The organism is Streptomyces sp. NPDC079020 (genome assembly GCF_044542225.1).
GTDB lineage: Bacteria > Actinomycetota > Actinomycetes > Streptomycetales > Streptomycetaceae > Streptomyces.
This window is the reverse complement of record NZ_JBITUB010000020.1, coordinates 18,642-43,057: the sequence shown is the minus strand read 5'-3', so window position 1 is coordinate 43,057 and position 24,416 is coordinate 18,642. Positions and strand designations below refer to the sequence as shown.

The 24,416-nt window shown below is 70.5% G+C and carries 9 protein-coding genes; all 9 read right to left on the bottom strand.

Annotation, left to right across the window (positions count from 1 at the left end; translation table 11 throughout):
* Positions 1–5: 5 nt before the first annotated feature.
* On the bottom strand, positions 6–1,697 hold the full coding sequence (locus tag ACIGJO_RS31025; RefSeq protein ID WP_399963845.1) for a hypothetical protein: 1,692 nt from the start codon (positions 1,695–1,697) through the stop codon (positions 6–8).
* Between the two features lie 97 nt (positions 1,698–1,794).
* Positions 1,795–19,473 carry a glycosyltransferase gene (locus ACIGJO_RS31020; protein ID WP_399963843.1) on the bottom strand — a complete coding sequence of 5,893 codons (17,679 nt, stop codon included), beginning with the start codon at positions 19,471–19,473 and terminating at the stop codon, positions 1,795–1,797.
* A gap of 87 nt (positions 19,474–19,560) precedes the next feature.
* Complete coding sequence (locus ACIGJO_RS31015; RefSeq protein WP_266364630.1) at positions 19,561–19,872, bottom strand: hypothetical protein; 312 nt, start codon at positions 19,870–19,872, stop codon at positions 19,561–19,563.
* Positions 19,865–20,323, bottom strand: coding sequence for a YbaB/EbfC family nucleoid-associated protein (locus ACIGJO_RS31010; RefSeq protein WP_399963841.1), 459 nt, complete (start codon positions 20,321–20,323; stop codon positions 19,865–19,867). Before ACIGJO_RS31010 ends, ACIGJO_RS31015 begins: the two co-directional genes overlap by 8 nt.
* A complete protein-coding gene (locus tag ACIGJO_RS31005; protein WP_399963838.1) occupies positions 20,323–20,904 on the bottom strand; it encodes a type VII secretion system-associated protein in 582 nt (193 codons plus the stop codon). The genes ACIGJO_RS31010 and ACIGJO_RS31005 overlap by 1 nt, the downstream gene beginning before the upstream one ends.
* 53 nt (positions 20,905–20,957) lie before the next feature.
* On the bottom strand, positions 20,958–23,105 hold the full coding sequence (locus tag ACIGJO_RS31000) for a hypothetical protein (protein ID WP_399963836.1): 2,148 nt from the start codon (positions 23,103–23,105) through the stop codon (positions 20,958–20,960).
* 4 nt (positions 23,106–23,109) lie between these two features.
* Positions 23,110–23,487: a hypothetical protein gene (locus ACIGJO_RS30995; protein ID WP_399963834.1), complete on the bottom strand. Its 378-nt coding sequence runs from the start codon at positions 23,485–23,487 to the stop codon at positions 23,110–23,112.
* 34 nt (positions 23,488–23,521) lie between these two features.
* Positions 23,522–23,821 (bottom strand): hypothetical protein, encoded by a 300-nt coding sequence (locus ACIGJO_RS30990; protein WP_399963832.1) that lies wholly within the window; start codon positions 23,819–23,821, stop codon positions 23,522–23,524.
* Between the two features lie 66 nt (positions 23,822–23,887).
* Positions 23,888–24,235 (bottom strand): hypothetical protein, encoded by a 348-nt coding sequence (locus ACIGJO_RS30985; RefSeq protein WP_399963830.1) that lies wholly within the window; start codon positions 24,233–24,235, stop codon positions 23,888–23,890.
* Positions 24,236–24,416 lie beyond the last annotated feature (181 nt).

Sequence of the window (24,416 nt, the reverse complement as noted above, 5' to 3'; positions counted from 1 at the left end):
GTTCCTCAGCCCGTGCAGGTCGCCTTGATCGCGGAGATCGCGTGGTGCTCGTAGTCGTTGTCCTCGCCCCGGTCGTGCAACTGCACGGAGAGCTTCTGGGCGTCCACGGCGAAGGTGCCCGGCACGTTGTACCAGGTGCCGCGCCGATCCTGCTGGCGGACGTAGTAGGAGCCGACCAGGTTGCTCGTCCTGGGCAGGAACCGGTCGTACACGGTGTAGTAGCTCGGGTCGCCGCCGACCCGCGCGATGTCGGAACTCCCGGGTACGTGGACGGAGATGCTGCACTTCCTGGCGGTGGCGGGCAGGTCGAACAGCCAGGTCGCCGAGCCGCCCGAGTCCTTCGAGGAACTGCCGGACATGGGCATGGAGAGGTACTTCCCGGCGCAGCCGTAGCCGTTGAAGCCACCGCTGTGGGTGGCCCAGCCCTCCTTGCCGTCGCTGTAGTAGCCGGACTTCTGGAAGCGCTGCGTGGGGCACTCCGGTCCGGACACACCGCTGTAGACCACGGCGGGTGCCGACTTGGGCGCCGAAACGGACGAGGGGGCCTTGGTGGGGGTGCCCGAGCCCGTGCCTGTGGGGGCCTTGGCGCCGGAACCGCTCTTCGCCGTACTTCCGGCGCCGCTCTTGCTGTCCTTGGCGCCCTTGGACCCGGCCCCGGCGGAGCCGTCCGCGGGCTTGCGCCCGTCGCCCGTGTCCGCGCGTACGTCACCGACGGGCCCCTTGTCGCCCCGGGCGGGGGCGGCGCCCGGCTTGCCGGCAGCGGCGGCCCGCTTGCCCTCGGGGCTGTCGGGGTCGGTGTCCGGTACGTAGCCGCCCGCCCGCCCGTCCCCCTTCCACGCCGCCGCCGCTTCGCGGTTCTCCGGCTTGGCCTCGTCCTTCTGCGCGCTCGCCACGACGAACGGGGTCGCCAGAAGCAGCGCACCGGCGAAGGCGGCCGCGACCACCATCGGGCGCGACACCCGGCCCGGTCGCTCCGGGGCGCCGCCCTCGCCCGCCGCGTCACCGGCCGGCGGGCTGGAGGACGCCGCGGCCGAGACGGTGGCGGTGGCGGTGGCGGTGGTACCGGCCGGCTCGGCGGCGACCGCCGCTTCGGAAGCCGCCTCCTCGGAGGCCGCCCCCTTGGAAGCCGCCCCTTCGGAGGCCGCCCCCTTGGAAGCCGTCGCTTCGGAAGCCGTCGCCGTGGGTGCGGAAGTCCCGCTCGTGGAAGCCGGTTCCGCGGCGGCCTCGGCGGACGAGGACGTGTTCACCCCGGCCGTCTTCCCTGCGGTGCTCTCCGGGGCACCCGACGAGGCGGCGCCTGCGGCAGCGGTGGAGACGGCCACGGCGGCGGACTTCACGGCCGTCGGTGCCTCCTCCTGGGCGACCGCCGAGGCCTCACCGTCCGGTTGCTCCTCGTGCCCGGAAGCGGTCCTGCCGATGGAGACCCCGGCCGCGTGCACCACCGCGGGGGCTTGGGCCTCGGGCTCGTCGGGCTTCTCCGGCACGGGTTTCGAGGCGGTCGGCGTCCTCGCTCCGCCGTCCTTGCCACCGGTGATGCCGCCGTCGCCGCCCTCCGTCGGCGTGCGCGACGGCGGCGAGGGCGGGGCACCTATGCTTCCCCGGGCTCCGGGCGCCCCAGTGCCTGGGGGCGGTGTGCCCACGGCCTCGTCCCGGTTGCGCGCGGGCTCGCCCTCCTCGGTGGATCGCACCGGCTTCACGGGGGAGCCCTCTTTCCCTGCCATCGACTTTTCTCGTCCTCTCGGTCGCTCCGCGGCGGGATCAGTTCCCGCCCGTACCTCTACATATGACGTGGCGTCACCGTTCGTAACTCTGGTTCTCGCTCTCGGCGGTCAGCCACTCCATGCGTTCGTGGAAACGCTCGCCCTGGCGCTGGAACCAGTGGAACTCGCCCGGCTGGAGATTGCTCACGCCGAACTCCACGTTCAGATGGTGGAACAGCAACTGGATGAGCGGGAACGGCCCCGAGGCCACCGGGCCCCCCAGCTTCATGTCGTCCACACCGTCGATCCCTCGATCCGCGATGTTCGCGGCGACCTTGTCGATCAGCCGGTCGATGAACACCGATCGCTCGGGCACGGCGATGAAGTGATTGCCGTAGCCACCGGTGTGCAGCTGATGGGTCACCGCGGCGCGGACCTGCTCCCTGGTCGGCAGCCCGGTCAGCGGCACATGGGCCACGCCCTCCAGCCTCGCCTTCTCCTTCAGCGTATTGTCCAGGCTCTCCGCGTCGCGGATGAGCGGGCCCAGGACGGGCAGGTCGTTGTGCCGGAGCCGCGGGGTGCTCGCGTCGGTGAGGTCGATCGTTCCGGGGCCCAGGTCCACGTCGGCGTACATCCCTCCATGCGTCTTGAGGATGCTGTACCGCGCGAGGTCGGAGGCGAACGGGTACGCGCCTCCCTTGCTCGCCACACCGAAGGAATCCGCAAGGCGCTGGTCGATGACCGCATCGATCTGCCTCCGCTGCAACCCCCTCGTGGTCCGGATCCGGAACTGGGTGCCCGTGCTCAGTTTCGTGTTGCCGTCCGTCCACAGGTTGGTTTTCCAGCCGGCGCCATGGGCCAGGTCGACCCACGCGAAAATGTTCGTGAGCGCGGCCGGGGGGAGGTCGCCGCCGAGCCAGACGAAATGGAGCTCCTTCGGAATGGGGAGAGGGGCCTCGGCGGCGGCCGAGAGCATGTCCACCTGAGTGCGCAGATTCTCCAGATAGGCCGGCTGCGGTTCCCATGCCTCCAAACGGTCCAGGAGCAGCGCCACCGCGTCGTGGTCCCCCCTGTTCAGCGAGGTGAAGACGTACCTGCGCACCCCGTCCTCGGCATGGGCATCCGCCCCCAGTGCCTCCGGGTCCGCGCCGTCCTCCGTGTAGGTGATGTGCAGTGGCCGGACGAGCTCCTGCGGGGCGGGCGCCTCGTTGACCGGCGCGGGTGTCACGAGTTCCGGCTGCTCGGCCTCCGGACCGGTCTGCGTCAGGTCCTGCGACATGGTCTGCTCCGCGCTGTCCGGCGAGGCGGAGTTGAGGGTCGCGAAGATCAGGTCCGAGAACGTGGCGGTGTTCGGCACCGCTTCCCGCCGCGGAACGGGCACGGTGGCGGAGTCGGTCCCGAGGGACTCCCCGGCCACGATCCACTCACCGCGGCGCCGGGTGCCGGGATCCGCCAGCAGACCCAGCACACCGGTGGCGCCGTCCGGATCGCCGGGCGGTTTCGCGTGGCCGACCTCGGTGTCGGGCGCGTACCAGAGACGTCCGGGTATGGCGTCCGCCGCGTCCTTCGCCACGCTCCCGCCGTCGCCGCTCCGGATCTTCGCCGTCTCGCACGCGACCAGGACGACCGGGGCCGGGGGCTTGGCCGGATCCCTGAGCGTCTCCATGAAACGTGCGAACTGGGCCCCGTCGACGACCAACGGCGATTCGCCCACGACATGGAGTTCGATGCCGCTCTCGGTGCCGTGCGCGTCGAAGAACAGCGGCTCGACCGGCTCCTTCGTACCCTGCGCGGAGGCACCGGCCCGCCAGGGGACCTCGCCGGCCGGGGAGTCGGTGTCGAGGACGGGGTTGCCCTCCCCCGCGGTCCGGAAGTGCGCGAACAGTTCCTCGTCCGAGCGGTACGCGGCGTAGAAGTCCTTGCGGGGCGCCCAGTCCTGGGGGCTGTGTGAGGCGTAGCCCAGCGCCCGGCCGTCGGTGTCACGGATCACCTGAAGACCCTCGTAGACCTGGCCGAAGGTCACCTGGCGTCCGTCCGGACTCGTGAGCAGGGCGTCCGGTGTCAGGTCGCCGGACGTGGGCGTGAACAGCGGTCCGGACGAGGGCGGCAGGAAGGACGAGGACGGCGGGGTGAGGCCGTCGTCGGCCCGGGGCACGGTCCGGGTGTTGGGGAGGAACTGCGGGGACCCGGAGAACGAACCGGTGCCGTCCCCGTCCCCCTGACCACTCCTGAACGTGGCGGTGAGCTTCCTCAGCGTGCCCCGGAAGGTGGCGGAACGCGCGACCGGCTCCGGTGCCGGTGCCGGTTCGTTCGCGTCGGTCAGCGACGCGGTCTCCTGGTTGGAGCTCTCCGAGGTCACCCAGGTCAGATCGATCCAGACGTTCCGGGCCGCGTCCGAGGGCTTGAACCGGTCCGATCCCCTCAGCTGCTTCTTCGCCCCGGCCGGATGCGCCTTCTCCCACTCCCTGTTGTACGTGTTCATCTGTGTGTCGATGAAGCCGGGACCCGAGATGCCGGCCACGTTCCGCGCCTTGATCTCCCCGATCTTCGCCGCCAGCTCCAACGGCGTCAGGGTCTTCATGTTGACCAGACTCTGCAGCAGGTGCTTCATGAACGGGTTCTGCGGATGGGCCGCGATGAACTGATTGCCGTACTGACCGAGCCGGTAGCGCTCCTCGGCCGCCGCGCGGATGAGTTCAGGGGTCAGGACCCGGTTCGGGTCCGGTGTCTCACCGGGGGCCGGCTTGCCGAACACACTGGTCTCGTCCCGCAGACCGGGCCCGAACATGGGCAGATTGTCCCCCGTCGGCATCCGCACGCCGTCCGACGGCAGGGTGAACGCCCCGGGTGCCAGGTCCACATCCAGGTACACACCGCCGTTCTTGTAGAGGAGCGCGTACCGGGCGGCGTCCGAGGCCATCGCGAAGCTCCGGTGCTCCTGGCCCGACTTGTAGAGCCGCCGGGCCTTCGCCAGCACGTCGTCGGAGAGCGGGTTCCGGCTCGTCCACGTCTTCTCGAACAGGGACTTCACCGAAGGGCTGGTCACCGGCCCGAGCTCGGCGAGGCTGTCCAGGAAACGACGGTTGGCGGCCTGGCCGCTGTCGTCCGTCCAGATCCGCATGTGCCAGCCGGACTCCTCGGCCTTGGCCGCCCAGCTCCGGAGATTCCCGCGGGCGGCGGACGTCATCTCGCCGCCCAGCCAGATGAAGTTCAGCTCCTTGGGTATCGACTGCCCCGCGCCCGTACCGCCGCCCAGGCTCAGCCCGACGGATTCGGTGGACGACGACTCGTCGGACAGGGCGTTCGGCAACAGCTCGTCCGCGTCCCGCCGCAGGCCCTGACCGTCCTGGGTCTTCACCCCGCCCCCGGTGGCCTCACCGGTCCGCCCGCTCTCCCGGGTGAGCAGGGCTTCCAGTTCGGTGGGCTCGCTCGCGGTCACCCACTGCCCCCGGCGCCCGGTCGTCCGGTCCTGGAGGAGGGCCAGCACCCCGGTCGCTCCGCCCGCGGCGGCTCCGGCCGGCGGCCCCACATGGCCGACCGCGACATCGGGGGCGTACCAGAGGCGTCCGGGCACCGCGCGTGCCGCGTCCCTCACGACGCTTCCCCCGTCCGTGGAGCGGACGCTCGCGGTGTCGCAGGCCACCAGCACCACGGGAGCCGGAGGCCGGTCGGGGTCCCCCAGCGTCTCCATGAAACGTGCGAACTGGGCGCCGTCGACCTCCAGCGGGAGCCCGCCGTCGATGTGGAGCTTGACGCCGTCCCGGGAACCGTGGGCGTCGAAGAACACCGGCCTGGGTGTCCGCTGTCCGGCCGGCGTGCTCGTGCCGGAGTGCCAGGGCACCGTGCTGGGCGACGCCTGGTCCTCGGCGACGGGGACGAACTTGCCGCCGTCCGCCGCCCGGTAGGCCTTGAAGGACTTCTCGTCCGCGCGGTAGTTCGCGTAGAAGTCCTTGCGCGGAGCCCAGTCGCGGTCGCTGTGCGACGCGTATCCGATGACCTCGCCCCTGGCGTCCCGGATCGTCCGGAGGCTCTGCCGGACCTGCTCGAAGGAGACCTTCCGGCCGTCCTTGCCGACGAGTTCGTCCCTGGGTGTCCCGCTGCTCCGCTCCGTGCGCTCCGTGCGCTCCGTGCGCTCCGTGCGCTCCGAGGACGTGTGGACGCTGTTCGGCAACTCCCCGTCGTTGTCCGGCACCCGTGCCGATGGCGCGGTGGACCTGACCGTGCCCCACGACGCCGAGGACTTGAACTTCCTGAAGGTGTCACCGAGGCGCTTGGTCAGGGTTCCCTGCCGGGACGGCGGGGCCGTCGTCAGGGGGGTTTCCTGGTTCTCGCTCTCCGCGGTCACCCAGCCCAGACCCGACCAGTCCTCCCAGTCGGCCAACCTGACACGGAAACGCGTGGGCGGCGGCCTGAAGGTGAATTCCGGGACCTGCACGAGCCCGAGTGCCTTGGTGTGCACGTCGAACTGCCCGGAGAGAAATACCGGCCCCGTCCTGCCGGCCACGTTCTTCGACTTCATGTCCGCCTCAAGGAGACCTCTGGTGAGGGCGTCCTTGCTGTTGGCGTCCGGCAGATTCTCCAGAACCTGCCTCATGAAACGGCTCTTGGGGTGCGCGACGATGAACTGGTTCCCGAAGCTCCCCCGCTCGTAGGCGAGTTGGGCGGCCTCCTGAATGCGGTTCTCGACGTTTGCGTCGGCCGCGACGGAGAGCGTCTTCCGTACGCTGCTGAAGTCCTGAAGCTCGGGGCCGAACATCGGCAGGGTGTCGTCACCCTTGGCCAGCATCACGCCCTCGTCTCTCAGCGCCACCGTCCCCGGTGCCAGGTCCACATCGAGGTACACCCCACCGTGCTTGTGCAGCAGGGCGTACCTGGCGACGTCGGAGGCCATGGCGAAGCTGCTCAGCTTCCGCGCGGCCTCGTACAGCTTGGGCACGTTGGACGGCAGACTCTTCCCGCCCGAGCTCTTGTTCCCGTCGAACAGGTCCCTGACCTTCCCCCGGCTGACGGTTCCCGATTCCACCAGGTCCTTCAGGAACTCCTTGTTGTTCTTCCAGCCGTCGTCATCGGTCCAGATGCTCAGCTTCCAACGCGCGTCGCGGGCCTTGTCCGCCCACGCCCGGATGTTGACGCGGGCGGCATCGGTCAGTACGCCGCCCAGCCAGATGAAGTTGAGTTCCTTGGGCACCGCGGTGCGCGGGCCCGTTCCGTCGCCCAGGTAGTGGATCGGACCTTCGGCGGCCGCGGACCGGACGGGCACGTTCGCGGTGCTCCCGGACAGGGCAGGCTCCGTGCTCTCCACGATCTCCGAGTCGGCGTTGAGCAGCATGCCGTCCGTCGCGGTGGGCACGGCGGGCCGGTACCGGTCGTCGGCGAGGTGCAGCACCACGCCCGACCGCTCACCGGTTCCCGCGTCCGTCCCCGGTGCGGGCATGAAGGTCAGATGGCTCAGGTCCGACCGGACCACGGTGACCGGTACCCCCAGCACACGGGCCGCGAGCAGTACCGTCAGGTCTCCCGCGGAGTGGTTCCAGCCCGCGTCCTTGCGGTCGCCGATCTGCCCGTCGCCGGAGCGCAGCAGTGTCGTACGGGCCAGCTCCAGGCGCTGTGCGGGAGTCAGCCCGGCGGCCACGGTGTCCGGGAGTCGTCCGCGCGAGTCGAAGTGTTCGTCGGCCTGCGCCGCGTTGAGCTCGATTCCCGCGTCGGCCAGTTCCCGCGCGGTGAACCGTTCCTGAGGATCGATCGCGAGGAACTCGGCGAGTTCGCCGCGGTCCGCCATCAGCCGGTCGGCGAGGCGGGCCCGCAGGTGCTGGACGTCGTCGGCGGAGAGGGCCCGGCCGGCCGCCTGGAGCCCCAGCTCGGCGAGGAGCCCCGGACGGGCACGCTCGACCGCGTCGAGCAGGGACCGGTGGAAGCTCGTGCCGATGTCGAGGTGCGCGGGTCCGGTGGCGGGCGGCTCCATGAGCTGGAGGACACGGCCGTCGGGCGACTTCAGGCTGACCGGCCGCCCCTGGGTGTCCTCGCCCTCGGCGGTGTACGGCGCGGGCGAGGACTTCGCGTCGGCCGGGCGGACGTAGCCCTCGGGTTCGGGTGCGGGGTGCCAGGGGGTGACGACACGGGGCGGGCCGCCTTCGGCCCCCGGCTGCAGGACCTCGCGGGTGGCCGTGGTCACCGACTCGAAGTTCGCCTGCACCAGGCCGAGTTCGCGGTGGTCGGCCGTCAGCTGCGCGACGGCCCGGTCATAGACCGACCGCGCGTTCTTCAGCCCGGCGTCGAGCGCGTCGAGCCGTCGCTCGGCCTCCGCCCGTTCCGTCGACTTGTGGGCCCGCGCCTCCTGGAGCTCGGCGGCCCTCATGGGTGACCGCGCGGCCAGTACGGCCTCCAGCGACGACCGGTAGGCGGCGTCCGCCGTCCGCAGCCGCTGCGCCCAGCCCGCGGCCTTGGTCTGTTCCCGGCGTACGGCGTCGTTGTCCGACAGCGGCCCGGCGTTGTCGAGCCAGGTCTCCGTACGGGCGAGGATGTCCTCCCGCGCGACGAGGGGCGGCAGAGCGTCCTGGCTTTCGGGGGAGGCCTGTGCTTCGAGGGCTTCGGCGGGCGACGGGTATCCGGCGACCGCGGCCGGAGCCTGTTCGGTGGCCTCGGCGGCGACCGGTTCGCTCCAGGCGGGGGGCGGCGGGCCGGCGGGCCGGGTGCCGGTGACCGTGTAGTGGTCGACCGCCTGCCAGGCGGCCTCGGAGGCACCGGCGAGATGCCGCTCGGCGGTCGCGAGGTCACGGCGGTGGTTGACCAGGTCCTGCTGGGCCTCGGCGTGACGGGAGCGGGCCGTGGCGAGGCTCTCCCGCGCCGCGTCCACGTCCGTGCCGGTGGGCGCCGGCGTCTCCAGGAGGCGCAGGAGTTCCGCGCGGAGGGAGGAGACCTCAACTTCGAGTGCGCGCAGGCGCCGCTCGGCCTTCTCCGCCTTCGTGGCGGCCTCGGTGTACTTCTTGGTCTGCTCCTTGACGGTGTCCGCCGCTGCCTCGACCTCGGGCGGCAGCAGTCCGTGCTCGCGGGCGACGTCGAACGACACCCACATCGTCACGCCGTCCTCAACCGTGTGCTCGACGGTGACAGGCGGCCGGCCTCCGGGCCTGAGCGCCGACGGGACGACCGGCAGGTCCGCGATGCGGTGCGACGCCTGCGCCGTCTGGAGTACGCGCAGGGGTGCCTGGATGAGCACGGCGCCGCCCGCGAAGGGCTTGAGCGTGGTCAGCGCGGAGGTCCGGCGGTCGGCGGCACCACCCGCCGTGTCGGAGTCCGTCCAGCCCGGCACAGTGTCGGTGGCCTGCACCAGGGGCTGTGTCTGGAAGGCCGGTCCCCCGGTCATCGCCGGCAGGTGCGCTTCGGTGGTGTCACCCGTGTAGGTGTCGTTGTCCATGGTCCGCCGGCTGCCGCCGAGTCCCGCGCCCGGGTCCACGGCCAGCAGCCTGGCCCGCGACAGGTCGACGTCGGCGGAGATCTTCAGCGTCGCGTCCGTCCCGCCGATCGTCGACGTGGTGTCGTGCAGCGTGACGGTCAGGCTGTCGCGGATCATCTGCGGAAGGTAGGCGCTCAGCACGTCGGTGCTGATGCCTCCCTTGAGGGCTTCACCGGCGGCGGTGCCGGGCCGCGTCAGCACCGTCCTGCGCGGATAGCGGCCGCTGCTGTCCGTGGGCATCGGTGTCGTCGCGTCGGTGGTCGTGCCGCGTCCCTTGACCGCGAGGTCGACGGCGTACGCCGCGGCGTCCCGCAGTACGGGGATGCCGCCGACGGTGGTGACGACGACGCTCTCCGGGCCGGTGGCGAACAGCTTCCTGCCCGCCGTGCCGCGCTCCCGCAGCTCCACGGCCTGCTGCCGGTCCGGGGGGAGCAGTATCGGACGGGTGGCTTCCCGGGGCGGGTGGGCCGCCGACGTTCCGGTCTTCTTCGTTGCGGGCTTCCGGGGTTCCGTCTTCTGCGGTTCCGACTCCCGGGATTCGCTCTTCTGCTGTTCCGTCTTCTGCTGTTCGGTCTTCTGCTGTTCCGTCTTCTGCGGTCGGGCGAGGCTCAGCGGCAGCACCACCTCGGCTTCGCCGACGGAGTACGTCCGGGTCACCACGGTCCCGTCGGGCAGCTCCAGGGTGAAGGTGACGCTGAATGCCGTCCGGCCGGTCACTACTGGTCCCTCGAAGGCCACCTGTGCGCTGACGGCGTCGGAGACCGCGTGTGCCAGGGAGGACGAGCGGGTGGATCCGACCCGGTCGTCGAGGGTGAAGCCGCCGCTGCGGAGACCCGGACGGTCCCAGATCGTGGGCACTTCGGTGAGCCGGTAGCCGGCCTCGAACCCGCGCGCAAGCTTCTCCGTGACGGTCTCCGCCGTGGACGTGGGCCGGGTGATCGTGGGCTTCACATCGTGGCGCAGCGCGCCGGGGGTGAAACCGGTCCGTTGCAGGGTCACCGTGAGGCTGGCGTCCTTGGCGGGCCCGATCTTGTTCCGGGCCAGCCGCAGGGAGGTGCCGCCGTTCTCCATGCCCGTCTGGAGGGCCCGGATGCCGGACGGTGACAGGGTGGTCATCTGCCGCGCCAGGCCGCCGAGCTGGTCGGCCAGCAGGCTCTTGGGCCCGAGCCAGCTCTTGTGCTGGGGCAGGGTGTCCAGCAGGTGGTTCATGAACTCGCCGATCGCCCCGGACATGTCGACGCGTCCGACCGTGAGCGTGGCGTGGGCTGCCGCCCCGACGGCGGTGAAGAGCTGCTGGGGCGGCGGAGCGGTGAGACCGTCGTCGAAGAGACCGGCCCTCCTCGCCTCGTCGAGCGGCATCCACACGAGAAGGCCGTCGGGGATCTCCACGACCCGGCCCTGGGGCGGCCGGCCGCGCATCAGTTCCATGGGTGCCTGGAGCAGGCCGGACGGCTGGGAGCGGGCCGCGAGGTGCCAGGCCACATCGGCGCTGACCAGGACCATCGGTCCGGTGTACTGGACGGTGTGGGCCGGGTTCGCCGAGAAGGTCTCGGCCGCGGTCGCGGTGCTGGTGCGCTGGTACGGCGACGCGGTGAGGCCGTACGTGCCGGAGGTCTGGAACGCATCGGTGTGCTTGGCCCGGAAGGCCAGCAGGGCCGAGACGGTGTGACTGCGGACATGGGCGACCGAGTGTCCCGCTCCGCTGGTGCCCGAGCCGATGTTGGAGAGGGCGAGGTCGCTGGAGTCGACGACGGCGAGGACACGCGTCCCGCGCACCTGGGGCCAGGCGCTGACGGACGCGGTGATGTCGGTGACGGCCGTCCGCCCGAACAGGTCGCTGACGTGCTTGCCCGTCTGCGCCGCGTCGCTGAAGTCCGCTTCGTTGCGACCGGGGGTGAACGCCTCGGCCAGGGCGGTGGAGGCGGGGGTCCCGTCGGTCCCATAGATCCAGGAGTTGCCGGAGACGGAGGCGAGCAGTTCCCTGAGGTGGCGCACCACGAGCTCGGGCGCGGTGACGCTCTGCACGGAGTGCAGGCCGCCGAAGAGGGCGTGGGGCGTCCAGTGGTCCGTGGAGACGGGCTTTCCGGAGGAGAGCAGTTCGGCCAGGGCCGGGTCCATGGCTACGGGCGCGGGGACCGTGACCGTCTCCGGCCGGTTGAGGGGCAGGGCGGAGGGGACGGACAGCGAGGCGGGTACGGCGAGGGTCACACGGCCGGTGACGGGAGCCGGGGCGGTCTGTCCCTCCCCCTGCCCGGTGGTCAGCACATCGACGCTCCCGGCCGCCTGCTTCACGAACCAGCGGGTGCTGAGCAGTTCGCCGGTCAGGGTCCGGGCGATCTGGCGCGGCCGGGTGAAGCTGGTGGCTTCGGCGGTGAAGACCAGGTCGTACGACCACAGGTGCTGCGACCCGGAACTCGTGATGCCGCCGTCCGGGGTCAGCGTCGGGCCGTACGTCATGCCGTAGGCGGTCTGCCTGCCGTACCGGTAGCCGAGGCTCCCGGTGGCGCCGTAGCGCTCGATCCCGGTGAGCCCCACGTCGATGCCGACCGACCAGCCGTGGGTACGGGTGGTCGCGCTGTCCGCGCGACGGGTCGACAGGACGTTGTTGGCCAGACCCAGATCGTGGTGGGTGCCAGCGAACAGACGGTTCGTCGCCTCCGCGCGCACGGTGAGAACCACGTACCGCTTGTGGACGGAGTCGAGCTGCTCCAGCTGGATCCGCAGCCCGGTGCTCGTCAGGCGGTCGAGGGAGCCTTCGAGCACCGTACGGGAGAGGGCCTGGCGCAGCAGATGGGTGTTGCGGGCGGCGTTGTTGTACTTCCGGTCGTTGGCGCTGTTCTCGCCGCCGGTGACGTCGGTGTCCCGGTGGGGCGGCAGCACCAGGTCGGGGTAGGCGCGGTGCAGCCCCATCTGGACGCGGTCGGCCAGCTCGTCCGTCAGGGAGACGTGGGGCGGGACCGTTTCCTGGGTGCGGGTCGCCGCGAGGTCCACGACCGCGTGCAGGCCGAACGTCGCCGGGTTCGACTGCGACAGATACGCGGGGGCGGGGGGCGCCTCGGCACCCTGGAGGGGTGCGGTGCCGTCGTCCCAGCCGGCCAGCCGGCGTGCGTCGGCCCGTGGCAGCTGCACGGTGGCATTGAGGAAGGCGACGCCCTCGTTCAGGTGGTTCGGGTTGGCCCGGACGGTCGCCCCGGACGCGTCGGGCGACACCCAACCGCCGCCCGGCTTGCGCACCTCGATCCGGAAACGGACGTCGTAGAGCCCCGAGTGGCCCCGGCTGTTGAGCGTCCGCACGGACTCGGCCGTGTTGCCGCTGTAGCTGCTCTCCGCGCGCTGGGTCGTCAGGCCGGCCGAGCCCCCGATCTGGAGATTCAGGGTGCCGGCGGGCTGGAGCAGCGCGAACTGAGGACCGGCGGAGATCCCCGCCCCGGCGCCCTGGGTGTTCTTCTTCTCCGTGGTGGCGGTGGAGCGCTGTGCGTCGGCCTTCTTGATCTCGGTCTTGTCGGATGCCCGGAGCAGTGTGGCGTCGACCGGGACCAGCCGGAGCTCGACGGAGCCCAGTGACCGGTTGCCGAGACCGGCGAAGAGCGGGGCACTGACCACCGTCTCGCCGGAGCTCTGCGCGATCATGGTGCGCAGGCTCTCCTCGCTGAACAGATCGGCCAGTTGGTGGCGCAGGAAGCTGCCGGGGGTCGCCTCGGGGTAGTTCGCCAGTGCCCAGTCCAGCAGGCGGGTCTCCGTGGTGACGCTCAGCGGGGCGAGCAGGTGCGGCCGGGCGCCCTGCACGAACGTGAAGGTGGCGGGCAGCCGGTCCGGGATCGCCGGGTCGGTGACGCTGTCCGGGACCCGCCAGGTGACGCCGTCCTGGATGCGGTAGTGCCGCTGGGCGGGAGTGGCCGACCGCTGCTGGTCCGGGGACAGCTCACGGCCCTTCCTGTCCCAGACACGTGAGGACTCGACGACGATGTGCAGGTCGCTCACATGCAGATGGCTGCCGTCCTTGCCGACCGTGGTCACACTGCTCTGGGCGCGGCTCTCGTGGGTGTACGTGTAGCCGGCCTCCATCCGCCGTGCGCTGAGGGACACCGACCCGAAGGCGCCGAAGGTGCCCGCGGAGGGCCCGAGCGGGATCGCCACGCCGAAGGCGCGCGAGGTGCCGAGGGACTTGGTCTCCGTCGCGCCGGGGCGGGTGCGGAGTTCGGTCTCGATCTTGACGGGGGCGTCGGTGGTCTTGGCCTCGGCCTCGGCGGTCTTCGACCCGTCCTTCGTGGAAGCGTCGGTCTTGGAGGCGTCCGTCTTCGACGCGTCGGTCGTGGAAGCGTCGGTCTTGGAAGCGTCCGTCTTCGACGCGTCGGTCGTGGACCCTTCCGCCTGCGGTCGCTCCGTCTTCGAGGTGCTCGAACTGCCCTCGTTCCCCTTCCCGTCCTTCGTGTGCGGTACGGGCTCGGTCACTTCGTCCACGACGGCCAACGGCGAGGGCTCGGCGTGGCGGCGCCAGTTCCCGTAGCTCTCCACCGAGAGGGAGATCTCCCGGTGGCCGCCGTCCACGGTCGGCAGGATGAAGGTCCGGGGGCTGAGCAGCGTATGCGGACTCTGGATGAGCACGCGCTTCAACTCGTCGAGCCCGTCGGGGCGCAGACGCCCTCCCGCCGCGATGGATTCGGCCAGCGCGTCGACACCCCTGACGGTGATCCGTCCGTGCCCGTGCCCCTTCAGCGACTTCGGCAGCATCGCGTTGTCGTCGAACGTGACGAACTCTCCGGACCGCTCCTGCGGGAGCGGATCCACGCCCTCGGTCAGCTGCGGGTCGGCGAAGTGCGCCTTCACCACCTTCACACCCGGGTCCCCGATCCGGCGGTACACCTCGTCCCGGAGGGCCTCATCGGTCGTCAGGTCCGGACGGTCGCGGCGTACCCGGTACATCCGCTGCTCGTACTCGTCCGCCGACAGAGCGCTCAGGGCCTTGTCACGGGCCGTGGGCAGGTGGGCGCCCGACGAGCCCGCGGGTGCGGAGCCGTCACCGCCGGGGCCGCCGGGCGGCTCCTCGTTCTCCTTCACCGGGATGTCGGAGTCCTTCGGGACGGAGGCCACGGAGTCGGCGTCGTCGTCCTCGGACTTGAGGCCGGAGTCGGTTTCCTCGGACTTGAGGTCGGCGTCGTTGTGCGGTTCGGACTCCGACACGGTCCGCGTGTCGGTGAGGGACTGTGTGTCGTCCTCGGTCTGTGTACGCACACGACGGGCATTCGGAGAGGGCAGGTCGTCCCGCTCCAGCGAGTGAACGCTGTCCCCGTCCTTCCCTCCGGACTCCGACGCGTCGTCCAGCTTCCGCGGAGCCTCCATCAGCTGCTCGCCCGGCTGCACCGGAACACGCCTGTCCTGTCCGGGGCCGGCCGGCCGCGGGGTCTTCTCCGAGTTGCCGGCGCCCTCGTCGACGTTCGCCGTCCGGGAGACCGGATTGCGCACAGTGGTCGAGGGGCCGGTGTTCGAGGGGCCGGTGTTCGAGGGGCCCGACAGGCCTGATGTTTCCGACGTGTCCGACGTGTTCGACGTGTCCGTCAGATCCGTGTCCTGGACGTCGGTGCTCTTCTCCGGAACGCCGTCGTCCACCTTGGGCCCACCGGTCTCATTGCCGGTAGCGACCAGGTTCCGCAGGCGTTCCGCCAGCGAACGGGCGTCGTGCGCCGCTTGTTCACGTACCTCTTCGGGCAGCTTGTCGAGCGAGCGGTCGATACGCCGGTCGAGGTCCCGCAGGCGGTCCGGAGCACGCAGTTCCTGTTCCAGGCGGTCCTGTCCCTCACGCCTCAGCTCCGCCGTCTCGGCGTCGTAGCTGTCGAGGACCCGGTCGATGGCCCCGGGGTCGCCCGCCGCCTCGTCCAGCCTGCTCTGCCATGCGGCACGGCGTTCGGTGCTGCGCTCCGCGCCCTCGGGGCCGCCGTCCGCGACGGCCTTCAGCCGCCGGTCACGCTCCAGCTGTGCCATCCGGTCGAGCTGTTCGCGCTCGACGGCCTGCCGCGCCGCGTCGTCCTCGGCGTTCGCGCGACGCTCCTCCCACTGCTGCCGCTCCTCCCGCGACATGCGGGTGTCGTCCGCACCCTCGCTCAGCCGGTCGAGCCGCTCCTCCAGGATCCGGTCGTTCTCCGCCCGGGAATCCTCGGCGGACCGGTCCTGGCCGGGGGTGCCCTCACCGCCGTCACCGCCGTCCCCGTCGTTCGGCGGGGGCACCGGCTCCGCGGACTCCTGCTGGGGGCCGCCCTCACGCAGGGCATCCAGCCTCGCCCGGAAGGAATCCAGTTCAGCATCCCTGCTGAGGGTGACCGTGCGGCGTTCGTACTGCGCGTCGAGGTCGCTTCCCCGGCCCGGCCCCTCGAACCGGCTCTTCCAGGTGGTCAGCTCCGTCTCGGACGCACCGAGCTCCCGCAAGGTCGCCAGCCGTCGCGATGTCTCCAGCTCGGCGTCGTAGTCGGCCTGCACCCTGCGGAGATCCTCGGGGGTCGCCGCCTGCTCCCGGCGGTCCTCCCACTCGCGGAACCGCTCGCGGTCCATCCCCGCTTCTTCCGCGTCGGCCCGCCGGTTGTCGGCCAACTGCTTCTGGAGGGCCTCGGGGCTGCTGTCGGCGCGGGCGCTCAGCTCGGACCCGAGGGTGCCGAGCCGGTTCTCGAAGTCGTCCAGCAGCTGGGTCGTCCGACGGGGATCGTTGGTGAGGGCCGACTGCTCGATGTCGAGGGCGTGGCGCAGCCACTCCGTGCGGCGCATGCCCAGCTGCGCGGCCCGTGCCTCGTATCCGCCGTCCATATGACCGCGGAACTGCTGGAGGCGTTCGCCGAGGCCGTGCTCGGCGACGAGGTCGCCGAGCTCCCGCAGGCCGTCGGCGGCGTCTGCGTGCCGGCCCGACCGGACGTCGTCGCGGATGCGCTCGCTCAGCCGCTGCCGTGTCTCGCTGTCGACGCCGACCCGCCGGGCGTCCGCCAGCAGGGCGTCGGTCTCCCGCTCCACGTCCCTGGTCAGCTTGCGCTGCTCGCCGGGAGTCAGGCCCTCGGGTACGTCGGGCAGCTGGTCCAGCCGGCTCACCGGGTCGTCGGTGAGGCCGCCCAGTTCGTCGAGGCGCGCGATCAGCGAATCGACGTTGCCGTCGTCGTACAGGTCGAAGCCGTCGCGGAAGGGCAGTTCGTCCTGCGACTCCGTACGGAGGGAGTTCGGCGGGTCCTCGGCGGCCGGTCCCTTCCCGTCGCTCCCGGCTCCTTCCGTCTCCGGCCGGTTCCCGGACGGGGTCCCGGTGCCGGGCGGGGTATCGGGAACGTCCGGGAACACGAGGTCCGGCTCGTCCTCCGTGAAGGGCAGGGCGCCGGGTTCGTGCTGCGGGACGTCGGGCAACAGCACCTCGGCCCCGTCCGTGGACGGACCTCCGGGTGTCTGCTGCCGTACCCCGCCGGGGGCGGAGCCGGCGCCCTGGCCCGTGGAAACGGTCGGTACGGGGCGCGGCGGCGGCGCGATGCCGCCCGCGGCGTGGAACGGGAGGGCTCCCTCGCCTCCGATACCCGTCGTCGTCCCGTCGGACTCCGGTCCGACGATGCCTTCCTCCTCCAGGGCCGCGCGGTACTGCTCACGCAGCTCGTCCACGCGCGCCGGGCTGCCGAGGCCGTCCGAGCCGCCCTCCCGCAGCTTCGCCAGCCGTGCGGCCAGGTCGGAGTCGGAGTCGTCGGAGTTCTGCCGGTCCCTGAGCCGGTCCAGGCGCTCCCGGAGTCGATCGAGGTCGTTCGCGGTCCGGTTTCCCGGCCCGGAGTCGTCGTTCCGGCCGGTCGACGACACGCCCGAGCCGTCGTCGGACGTCTGCGTGAGGTCGTTCCGGGGTACGTCGGGCAGGTCCGCCAGAAGCCGCTCCGCCTCCGGAGACAGCACCGTGCCCAGCGGGGTGTCGGGGACGTCCGGGAGGTCGTCCAGGAGCGCGTTCGCGTCCGGGACGTCCTGCATCGGGTTCGCTTGCACCTGGTCCTGGGTGGACAGCGTCTCGGGCACGTCCGGGAGGCTGTTCAGCAGGAGGTCCAGCTCCGTCACGGAGTCCGGCGGTACGGGGGGCTCCGGTGTGAGGGAGCCGGTGGTCGAGTCGCCGGAGTTGTTGGCGGTGTTGCCGTAGTCCGCGGTGTCGCCGTTGTTCGCCGCATTGAACCCGCCCGTGTTGCTCGACCCGTCCGTGTTGTTCGTGAAACTGCCGTCGTTCGTGAAACTGCCGTCGTTCGTGAAACTGCCGTCGTGCGCGGAGTTCGGGCCGTTCGGGCCGTTCGGGCCGTTCGGGCCGTTCGGGCCGTTCGAGTCGTTCGTGAAGTCCACGCCGTTCGTGAAGTCCGCGCCGTTCGAACTGGTGGCGAAGGAAGGGGCGGACGCCCCGGACGCGTCGTACGGTGCGGCGTCCCCGTCGTCGTCGTGCGAGTACAGCGTCCGGCTGTCCGAGAGGTCGTCCACGTCCAGGTAGTACAGGCTGTCGCCGTCCGAGCCGTTGTCGTCGCCGCTCCGCAGCGAGGCGTTGTCCGAACCGAATTCCGAGGCCGAATCCGTGAGCGTGCGGTTGTCGGAGTCGTTGCTCGGACCGGAGCCGTCGCGCACCGTCGCGTTCGACTCCGTGCTCGGCCGCGACGCGCCGGACGGCGGCGTGGGCGAGTCGGACGAGAAGACCGGGGGGCGCGGCGGCGGCGCGGCCGGGGGGCCCGAGACCGCGTGGTGCAGCGACTGGAAGCCGTGGGCCACTCCCCGGCCCATGACACCGCCCGCCGCGCCCGCGGCCGCGGTCCAGCCGCTGACCGTGAACTTGTGCTCGGGCCCGAAGATCAGGTTGTACATGCCCTCGGTGACCACGGCGTGGCCCGATTCACCGGCGATCTCGCCGACGAAGTTCCCGATCCGGAAGCCGATGTTCCCTTCGATGTTCTTGCTGATGGTCTGGACGAAGGAGCCGGGAAGGTCGTGCGAGAGCGCACGCACCCCGTTCTCCCCCAGGTCCTTCACGTACGGCTTGAGCGCGTCGTCCAGCGAATGGGTCAGCCCCTGCCAGTCGGCCTTGCCGCCCCAGTTCTTGACCAGCGCCTCGCCGTAGTCGCGGCCCAGGTTCCGGGCGGTCTCGTTGCCGAGGGAGCCCCCGAGGTTCTTCTCGAAGGCGTTCGCGAAGTCCTTGACGACCTCTCGTCCGACCGCTCCGGCGGCCGCTCCCCTGACGCCGTCCGCCCCCACATGGTTCAGGGACTCGTTGGTCCGGCCCATGATGTTGCCCAGGCGTTCGCCGAGCTTGCGGGCGGACTCCTCCGAGATGGTCTGGCCCGCGGCGCCCGCTCCGGCCCTGCCGCTCGCTCCGGCCGCGCCGTCACCCGCTGCGCCCGCACCCTTGCCCAGCCCCGCGCCCGCGGCGCCCGCGCCCTTGCCCGTACCCGCTCCTGCGGCGCCCGCGCCCTTACCCAGGGCTCCGGCACCCGCGCCACCCGCACCCTTGCCGAGACCGCCCGCACCCGCGCCACCCGCACCCTTGCCGAGACCGCCCGCACCCGCGCCACCGGCACCCTTGCCGAGACCGCCCGCGGCCTTGCCCGCGGCGCCCGCGGCACCGCCCGCGCCCTTGCCGCCCCCGGCCAGCCCGTTGCCCAGCACCTTCCCCGCGTCGTTGCCCAGGATCTTGCCGAGGCCCTTGCCGGTCAGATTGCCGAGCAGCTTGCCGAGCCCGCCGCCCAGCAGCGCGAACGGCCCGCCCAGCGCGCCGCCGATGGCGGCGAACTTCGCCGCGTCCGCGGTGAAGTTCTTGTTCCATTCCGTACGGTCACCGCGGCCGATCTGGGTGAGCTGGAGGATGGAGTCGAGCAGCAGGCCGCCGACGAGACCGGTGATGGTCTGCATGATGATCTGGGCCAGCAGGAACTTGAGGATCAGCAGCGCCATGGAGCGGAACGCGGCGATGGCGGCGGCCGCCCAGATCTCCGACAGCCCCGCGGTCACCGGCATCAGGGCCTGGGCCAGGGCTATCTGAACGACGAGCAGGGCCAGTTGGCCGAAGATCATCCACTTGGTGTACTCGATGTCGGCGGCTGTCTTGTGGGCGTTCTTCGACAGCTTGATGGCGTCCTCGTAGGCCCGGTCGAGGATGCTCTCATTGCCGTTCGTCCGCTCGACGAACTGCCGGGCGTATGCCACGAACCGGGTCGCGGTCTCGCCCTCGAAGTCCTCGTCGACACGGCTGACGACCTGCCGCAGAAGCTCCTCCACCTCACGGAACTTCTCGGCCATCTGGCGATATTCATCACTGACCAGCCGCAGGGTGTCCTCGTTCGCCTGCGGAAAGGGCATGCCGGTCAGAGTCTTGAGGAGGGTCGCCCATCCCCCGGAAACCTCAATCGCCATGGTGTGGTGCCGCGTCTTCGGAGTTCGGCCGGCTCAGCCGGCGGCGATGTGGTTGGCGTCGTCCTCGGCGTCGTTCAGGATGACCGAGGCGTTGTTGCCGCTGATGCCGACCATTTCGAGCAGGTCGGAGAGGCCTTCGAGGCCGTAGGTGAGCCCCTTGCCCGTCGAGTCGACGAACTTGTGGTACTCCTTCGCGTACACGTCGTCCTTGCCGCCCGCCGTCCTGTTCTCCAGGTTGATGTGGTCGTTGAGGACGCCCAGCTCACCGACGATTCTCGAGATGGCGCCGAACTGGGTGAACCGGCGCGGGAGATCGCCCGGAACGCTCAGGGTTCCGTCAGCCATAGAACTCGTCCTCCTCGCCGCGGTTGCCCGCCGGCTTGCGCCCGCCGCCCAGCACCGTCTCCGTGAGCCCCTCCGGCTGCATCGCGCGCAGCGGAGCGAGCAGATCGTCCAGCTCACCACCGCCGAAGAGGCCGCTCGCCAGCTCGTCCTGACTGCCCATCAACGGCCGGACCGTCCCGCTCACCTTGGAGTTCATCTCCGTACGGGCCGCGTTGACGGTGGTCTTCAGCACCTCGGCGAGCTGGGCCCCCGGCATGGTGCGGTAGCCCTCGGTGTGGAACTTGAAGGACAGGATCTCACCGTGGGCGTTGACCGAGGCGGTCACCATACGGTCCTTGGAGGTCGCCGAGGCGGACGCCCTGGCCAGTTCCTCCTGGACCTGCTGGATCTTCTTCGTCTGCTCCGCGAGACCGGCCATGGCCTCCGCGAGCTGTTCCTGGAACGACACCATCAGTACTGCTCCTCCTTGCCTTCCGCCGCCGCTTCCAGCGCGTCGACCGCGCGGGACAGGTCGTCCGCGGACAGCCGCAGAGCGACGGGGCCCGTCGGGTTGAGGTACAGGTCCTGGCCTTCCGGTACGAGCGCGAACGCCTCCGAGACCGGCAGCACCCGGTGGGCGATCGCGCCCGCCCGCTCCAGATGGGCGGGCGAGGTGAACACCGGCACCACCGGATCGCCGTCCGGGGTGCAGACGCTGACCGCGCCACCGCCGGGAGCCGTCAGGACGGCCAGTTCGGCCGTGACCACGGCCAGGGCGACGCCCTCGACCTCGCCGTAACCGGTGGCCGCGAGCTGCATGGCGGCATCCACGTCATCCGTCGGTTCGGGCCAGCCGAGCATGCCCGGAGAGGGCCGGTACTGGTCGTTCCGCTGCCATTCGACGATCTCGCCGGCGGCGTCGGAGCGCCACTGCCCGATCACCGCCCACAGCGGCGGCTCGCCCTCTCCGCTCCACGCGGGGTCCACCGTGCCGAACCAGTGCTCGGGTGCGGTGCGCGCCGCGGCGCGGATGTCGTCGGGCACCGGCGGCATGACGGAGTCCTCGCCCCCGGGAGGTATCCCTGCCGCCTCTGCGCCTGTGGAACTCATCGTCCGATCACGCCCGTTCCGGCGTCGGGCTCGGTGCCCCACACCTCTTCGTCCTCCGACAGCCATACGTTGCGCTGCCGGTCACCGCCGTTGGCCCCGCCGCCCGGGGCGCCACCACCGCCACCCATGCCCATGGGCGGCATGAAGGGCATGCCGCTCCCCGACCCGCCCCCGGCGCCGCCCCGTCCGAGGGCGCCGGGCGACTGGGTGGGAAGGCTGCCCTGCCCCGGCGGGGCGGCCGGCGCCGCGGGCAGCCCCATGGCCGCGCGGGCCCGGTTGCTGAGACCGGACACCACGGACGAGGGCTCGCGGATCGCGTTGCCGTTGCTGTCGACCATCTTGCGGAGGGTCTCGGAGGCGCCCTTCGAACCACCGAAGAGGTCGCCGCTCGACGTGGACGGACGGCGCTGGCCGTTGAACAGCTCGTCGAGCGTCTTGGGGTTGCGGGTCTTCAGGTTGTTGCTGCTCTCGGTGATGTGCTTGCCCTGCGGGTCGCTGATGGTGCCGTCGGCGTTGATCCGGGACCCCGGCGGAACGCTGAGCTTCCCGCCGTACATGTTGGTCAGGGGCTTGCCGTCCGCGCCGATCAGGTTTCCCTGCGCGTCCACCTTGGTGCCCTTGGGAACGATGACGTTGCCCTCGGCGTCGATCCCGAATCCACGCGGCGGGTTCCCCCCTGAGGTGGAGCCGTTCGGAAGCGTCGGCGGCTTCGGGCCGGCGGGCGAGATGATCTTCCCGCCGGGGCCGATGGTGGACCCGGGCGGCACGATCAGGGGCCTGCCGTCCGCACCGAGGACCGGCTTGCCGGCGGAGTCGGTGACGGCTCCGGTCTTGGGGTCGATGCGCGAGCCGGCCGGCAGCCCGCCGCTTCCCAGGGGGTTGCTCGTGCCGGAGGTGCTGCCGTTGGGTCCGGTGATCGGATTCGGACCGAGACCGAGGCCGTTCGTGCCCGGACCCTTGGACGAGGACTCGCTCCCGTTCGGCCCCGTCACCGGTGGCGGGCCACCGAGGCCCAGATCCCCGCCACCGCCCCCGCCGCCTCCGTCACCGCCCGCGCCGCCGCCGAACATCTCCTTGAACTTGTTGAGGAAGTCGTCGGCACCGCCTGTGCCACCGTCACCTCCGGCACCGGTGCCGCCGTAGAAGTCCTTCTGTTCCTCGGGCGTCAGCGAGATGGTGAACGTCGGCTTCACCACGGAGTTCGCGTCGGAAAGCTTCCCGCTCGCCTTGTCGTAGGCCGTCGCCAGGTCGAGCATCGTCTGTGCGGACGCGTCATCCAGCCCGGCCTTCACACCGGCGAGCCAGTTCAGCTTGGCTTCGCCTTCCACACTCTCGTAATCCAGACCGTCGAACCTGTCCCGGTACGCCGTGGTGAAGGTCTTGGCTGCCAACGCCCGAAGGAATTCGGCGTAGAGGTGGGTGAAGGGCATGGAGATGGGACCTGCTTCGCGGGGCGTCTGCCCTGCGACCACCGGCACTGTCTCCCGCTTTTCGAACCAATCCCAGGCATTCTTCGCCAGAACATCTATGGTCGTCTTCAGCTTGGAACTCACGGCTTCCAGGTCGCTCTTGATGACGCCGCTCATGTAGTAGGACTGTGTCTCCAGGAGAGAACGCTTGACCGCCAGGAGCACGGCTTCGAAGAGCGCCGCGGACTTCCCTTCGAGTTCCTCCGAGCCGTTCCCCACGCTCTCGGCCCACTTATTGAACTCGACGGCCCACCCGCCGGTCCACAGATCCATGTTGTTGAACACGTCGGCCGCTTTTTTGGACATCAGCGGATTGGTGTCCTTGTTGGTACCCGCCCAGACGGAGCCGAAGATGGCCCCGGCGGCACCCGTGAAATCACTCAACGGCCCCGGGTCGTTGCCGAATTCCTTCCAGTCATATCTGAATCCGAAAACGAGGTACGGCTTTTCCGTCCTGGAGGCGAAGTAGTATGCCTTATACCCGTCGAACCCCCATTCCTCGCCGCCGCTCCTCGTAGCGGTATCGGACCAGGCTCCGTTCACCGCTGAGGCAATCCACCGCTTGGACCCCGGTCCCGCCACAAGATTCCGGTCCGGAAGCTTGGTGGTGCCGTCGTGAAACATGGCGAGGATGTCCTCCCACTTGGCCGGCATCCCGGGGGGCACCGTGACCATGGTTTCACTTTCCCTTCGGGGTCAGGATCTCGGAGAACTCGTCGGCAAGGGCACCACCGATGCTCGTCGAGTCGTCCTCGGCGTCCTTGTGCTTGGCCTCGACGTCCCGCAGGCTGGCCGAGAAGTTGTTCAGGAGCGTGATGGCCGTCTCGTACCGGGTTCGCATGCTCGCGCGATACGTCTCCAGCTGCCCTTCCAGCGCCTTCGCCTGTGTGCACTTCTCGGGGATCCCGATGGCGAGCGGGATCTTCGATCCCAGGCTCACATAGTCCGGCTTGACCGTGAGGTCGCGGCGGAACCGGGGGATCTCCTGGTTGGCGTACCTGAGATAGACACCGTCGGTCGACTGGAAGATGTCGCCCGGATTCTCGTCACCAGCCATGCTCACACCTCACAAGTCGATTCGGTCGGTCGGGTCAGCTGCCCTGGAGGTTGTTCAGTCCGCGGCCTCCGTCGAGGTCGCCGTCGATCTGCCGGGCGTGCATCCGCTGGAGAGTGGTCCGGGCGACCCCGTACTGCTCGTCGAGCTGCAGCTTGATCCGGCCCAGCTCCGCCTGGAATTCCTCCCAGGAGGTACGGGTCTGGCCGCTCAGGGTGTCGCGCAGCGCGCCGAAGTTCTTCTCCATCCAGGCGAGCGCTTCCTTCATCTCCTGCTGGGCCGAGTCCATGTTCTTGATGGCATCCAGGACCCCTTGGTGGCTGATTTTGACGGTCATGGCGAAACTCCTCGTGAGACGGTTAAGCGAGCGGGGAAGAAAAGGCGGGGAGAGAGCCGGGGAAGGTCACCCGGGGTTGATCGTGCCGGCGATACCGGCGGCGTAGCCCTTCGCCTCGTGCTCGGCGTCCGTGAGGAGCCGGTTGGCCATCGCGGTGCCCTCGCGGAAGAACTGGGTGCGCTCCATGACCCGGCTGTGCGCCCTGAGCCACTCGTCGATGCCCGCCGCGTGGGTCTCGGAGGAACCGGCCTGGTAGGCGGCCCGGACCTGGCCCTGGATGGTCCTGACCTTGCGGCCCGCCTCGTCCATGTCGCGAAGATGCTGGTCCAGCGTCTTCAGCGTCTCCAGCATCGCTGTTTCATCGTTGGACAGGCCGTCGGCCGAGTTGACGTTGAAGCCGGAGACATCAGACATGGGGGTCCTCCTGGACACTGCGGGAACACGGCGGCACCACGGGCGCACGACAGGCCGACCAGACCGGGAATCAGGACCTCCGGTAGTCGACGGATCATCAGGTTAATACGCCGTACGGGATCTTGGAACGAATGTTCTTCGACAATCTGAATGTTCATCTGCGATACGCGTGTGAGCTGCG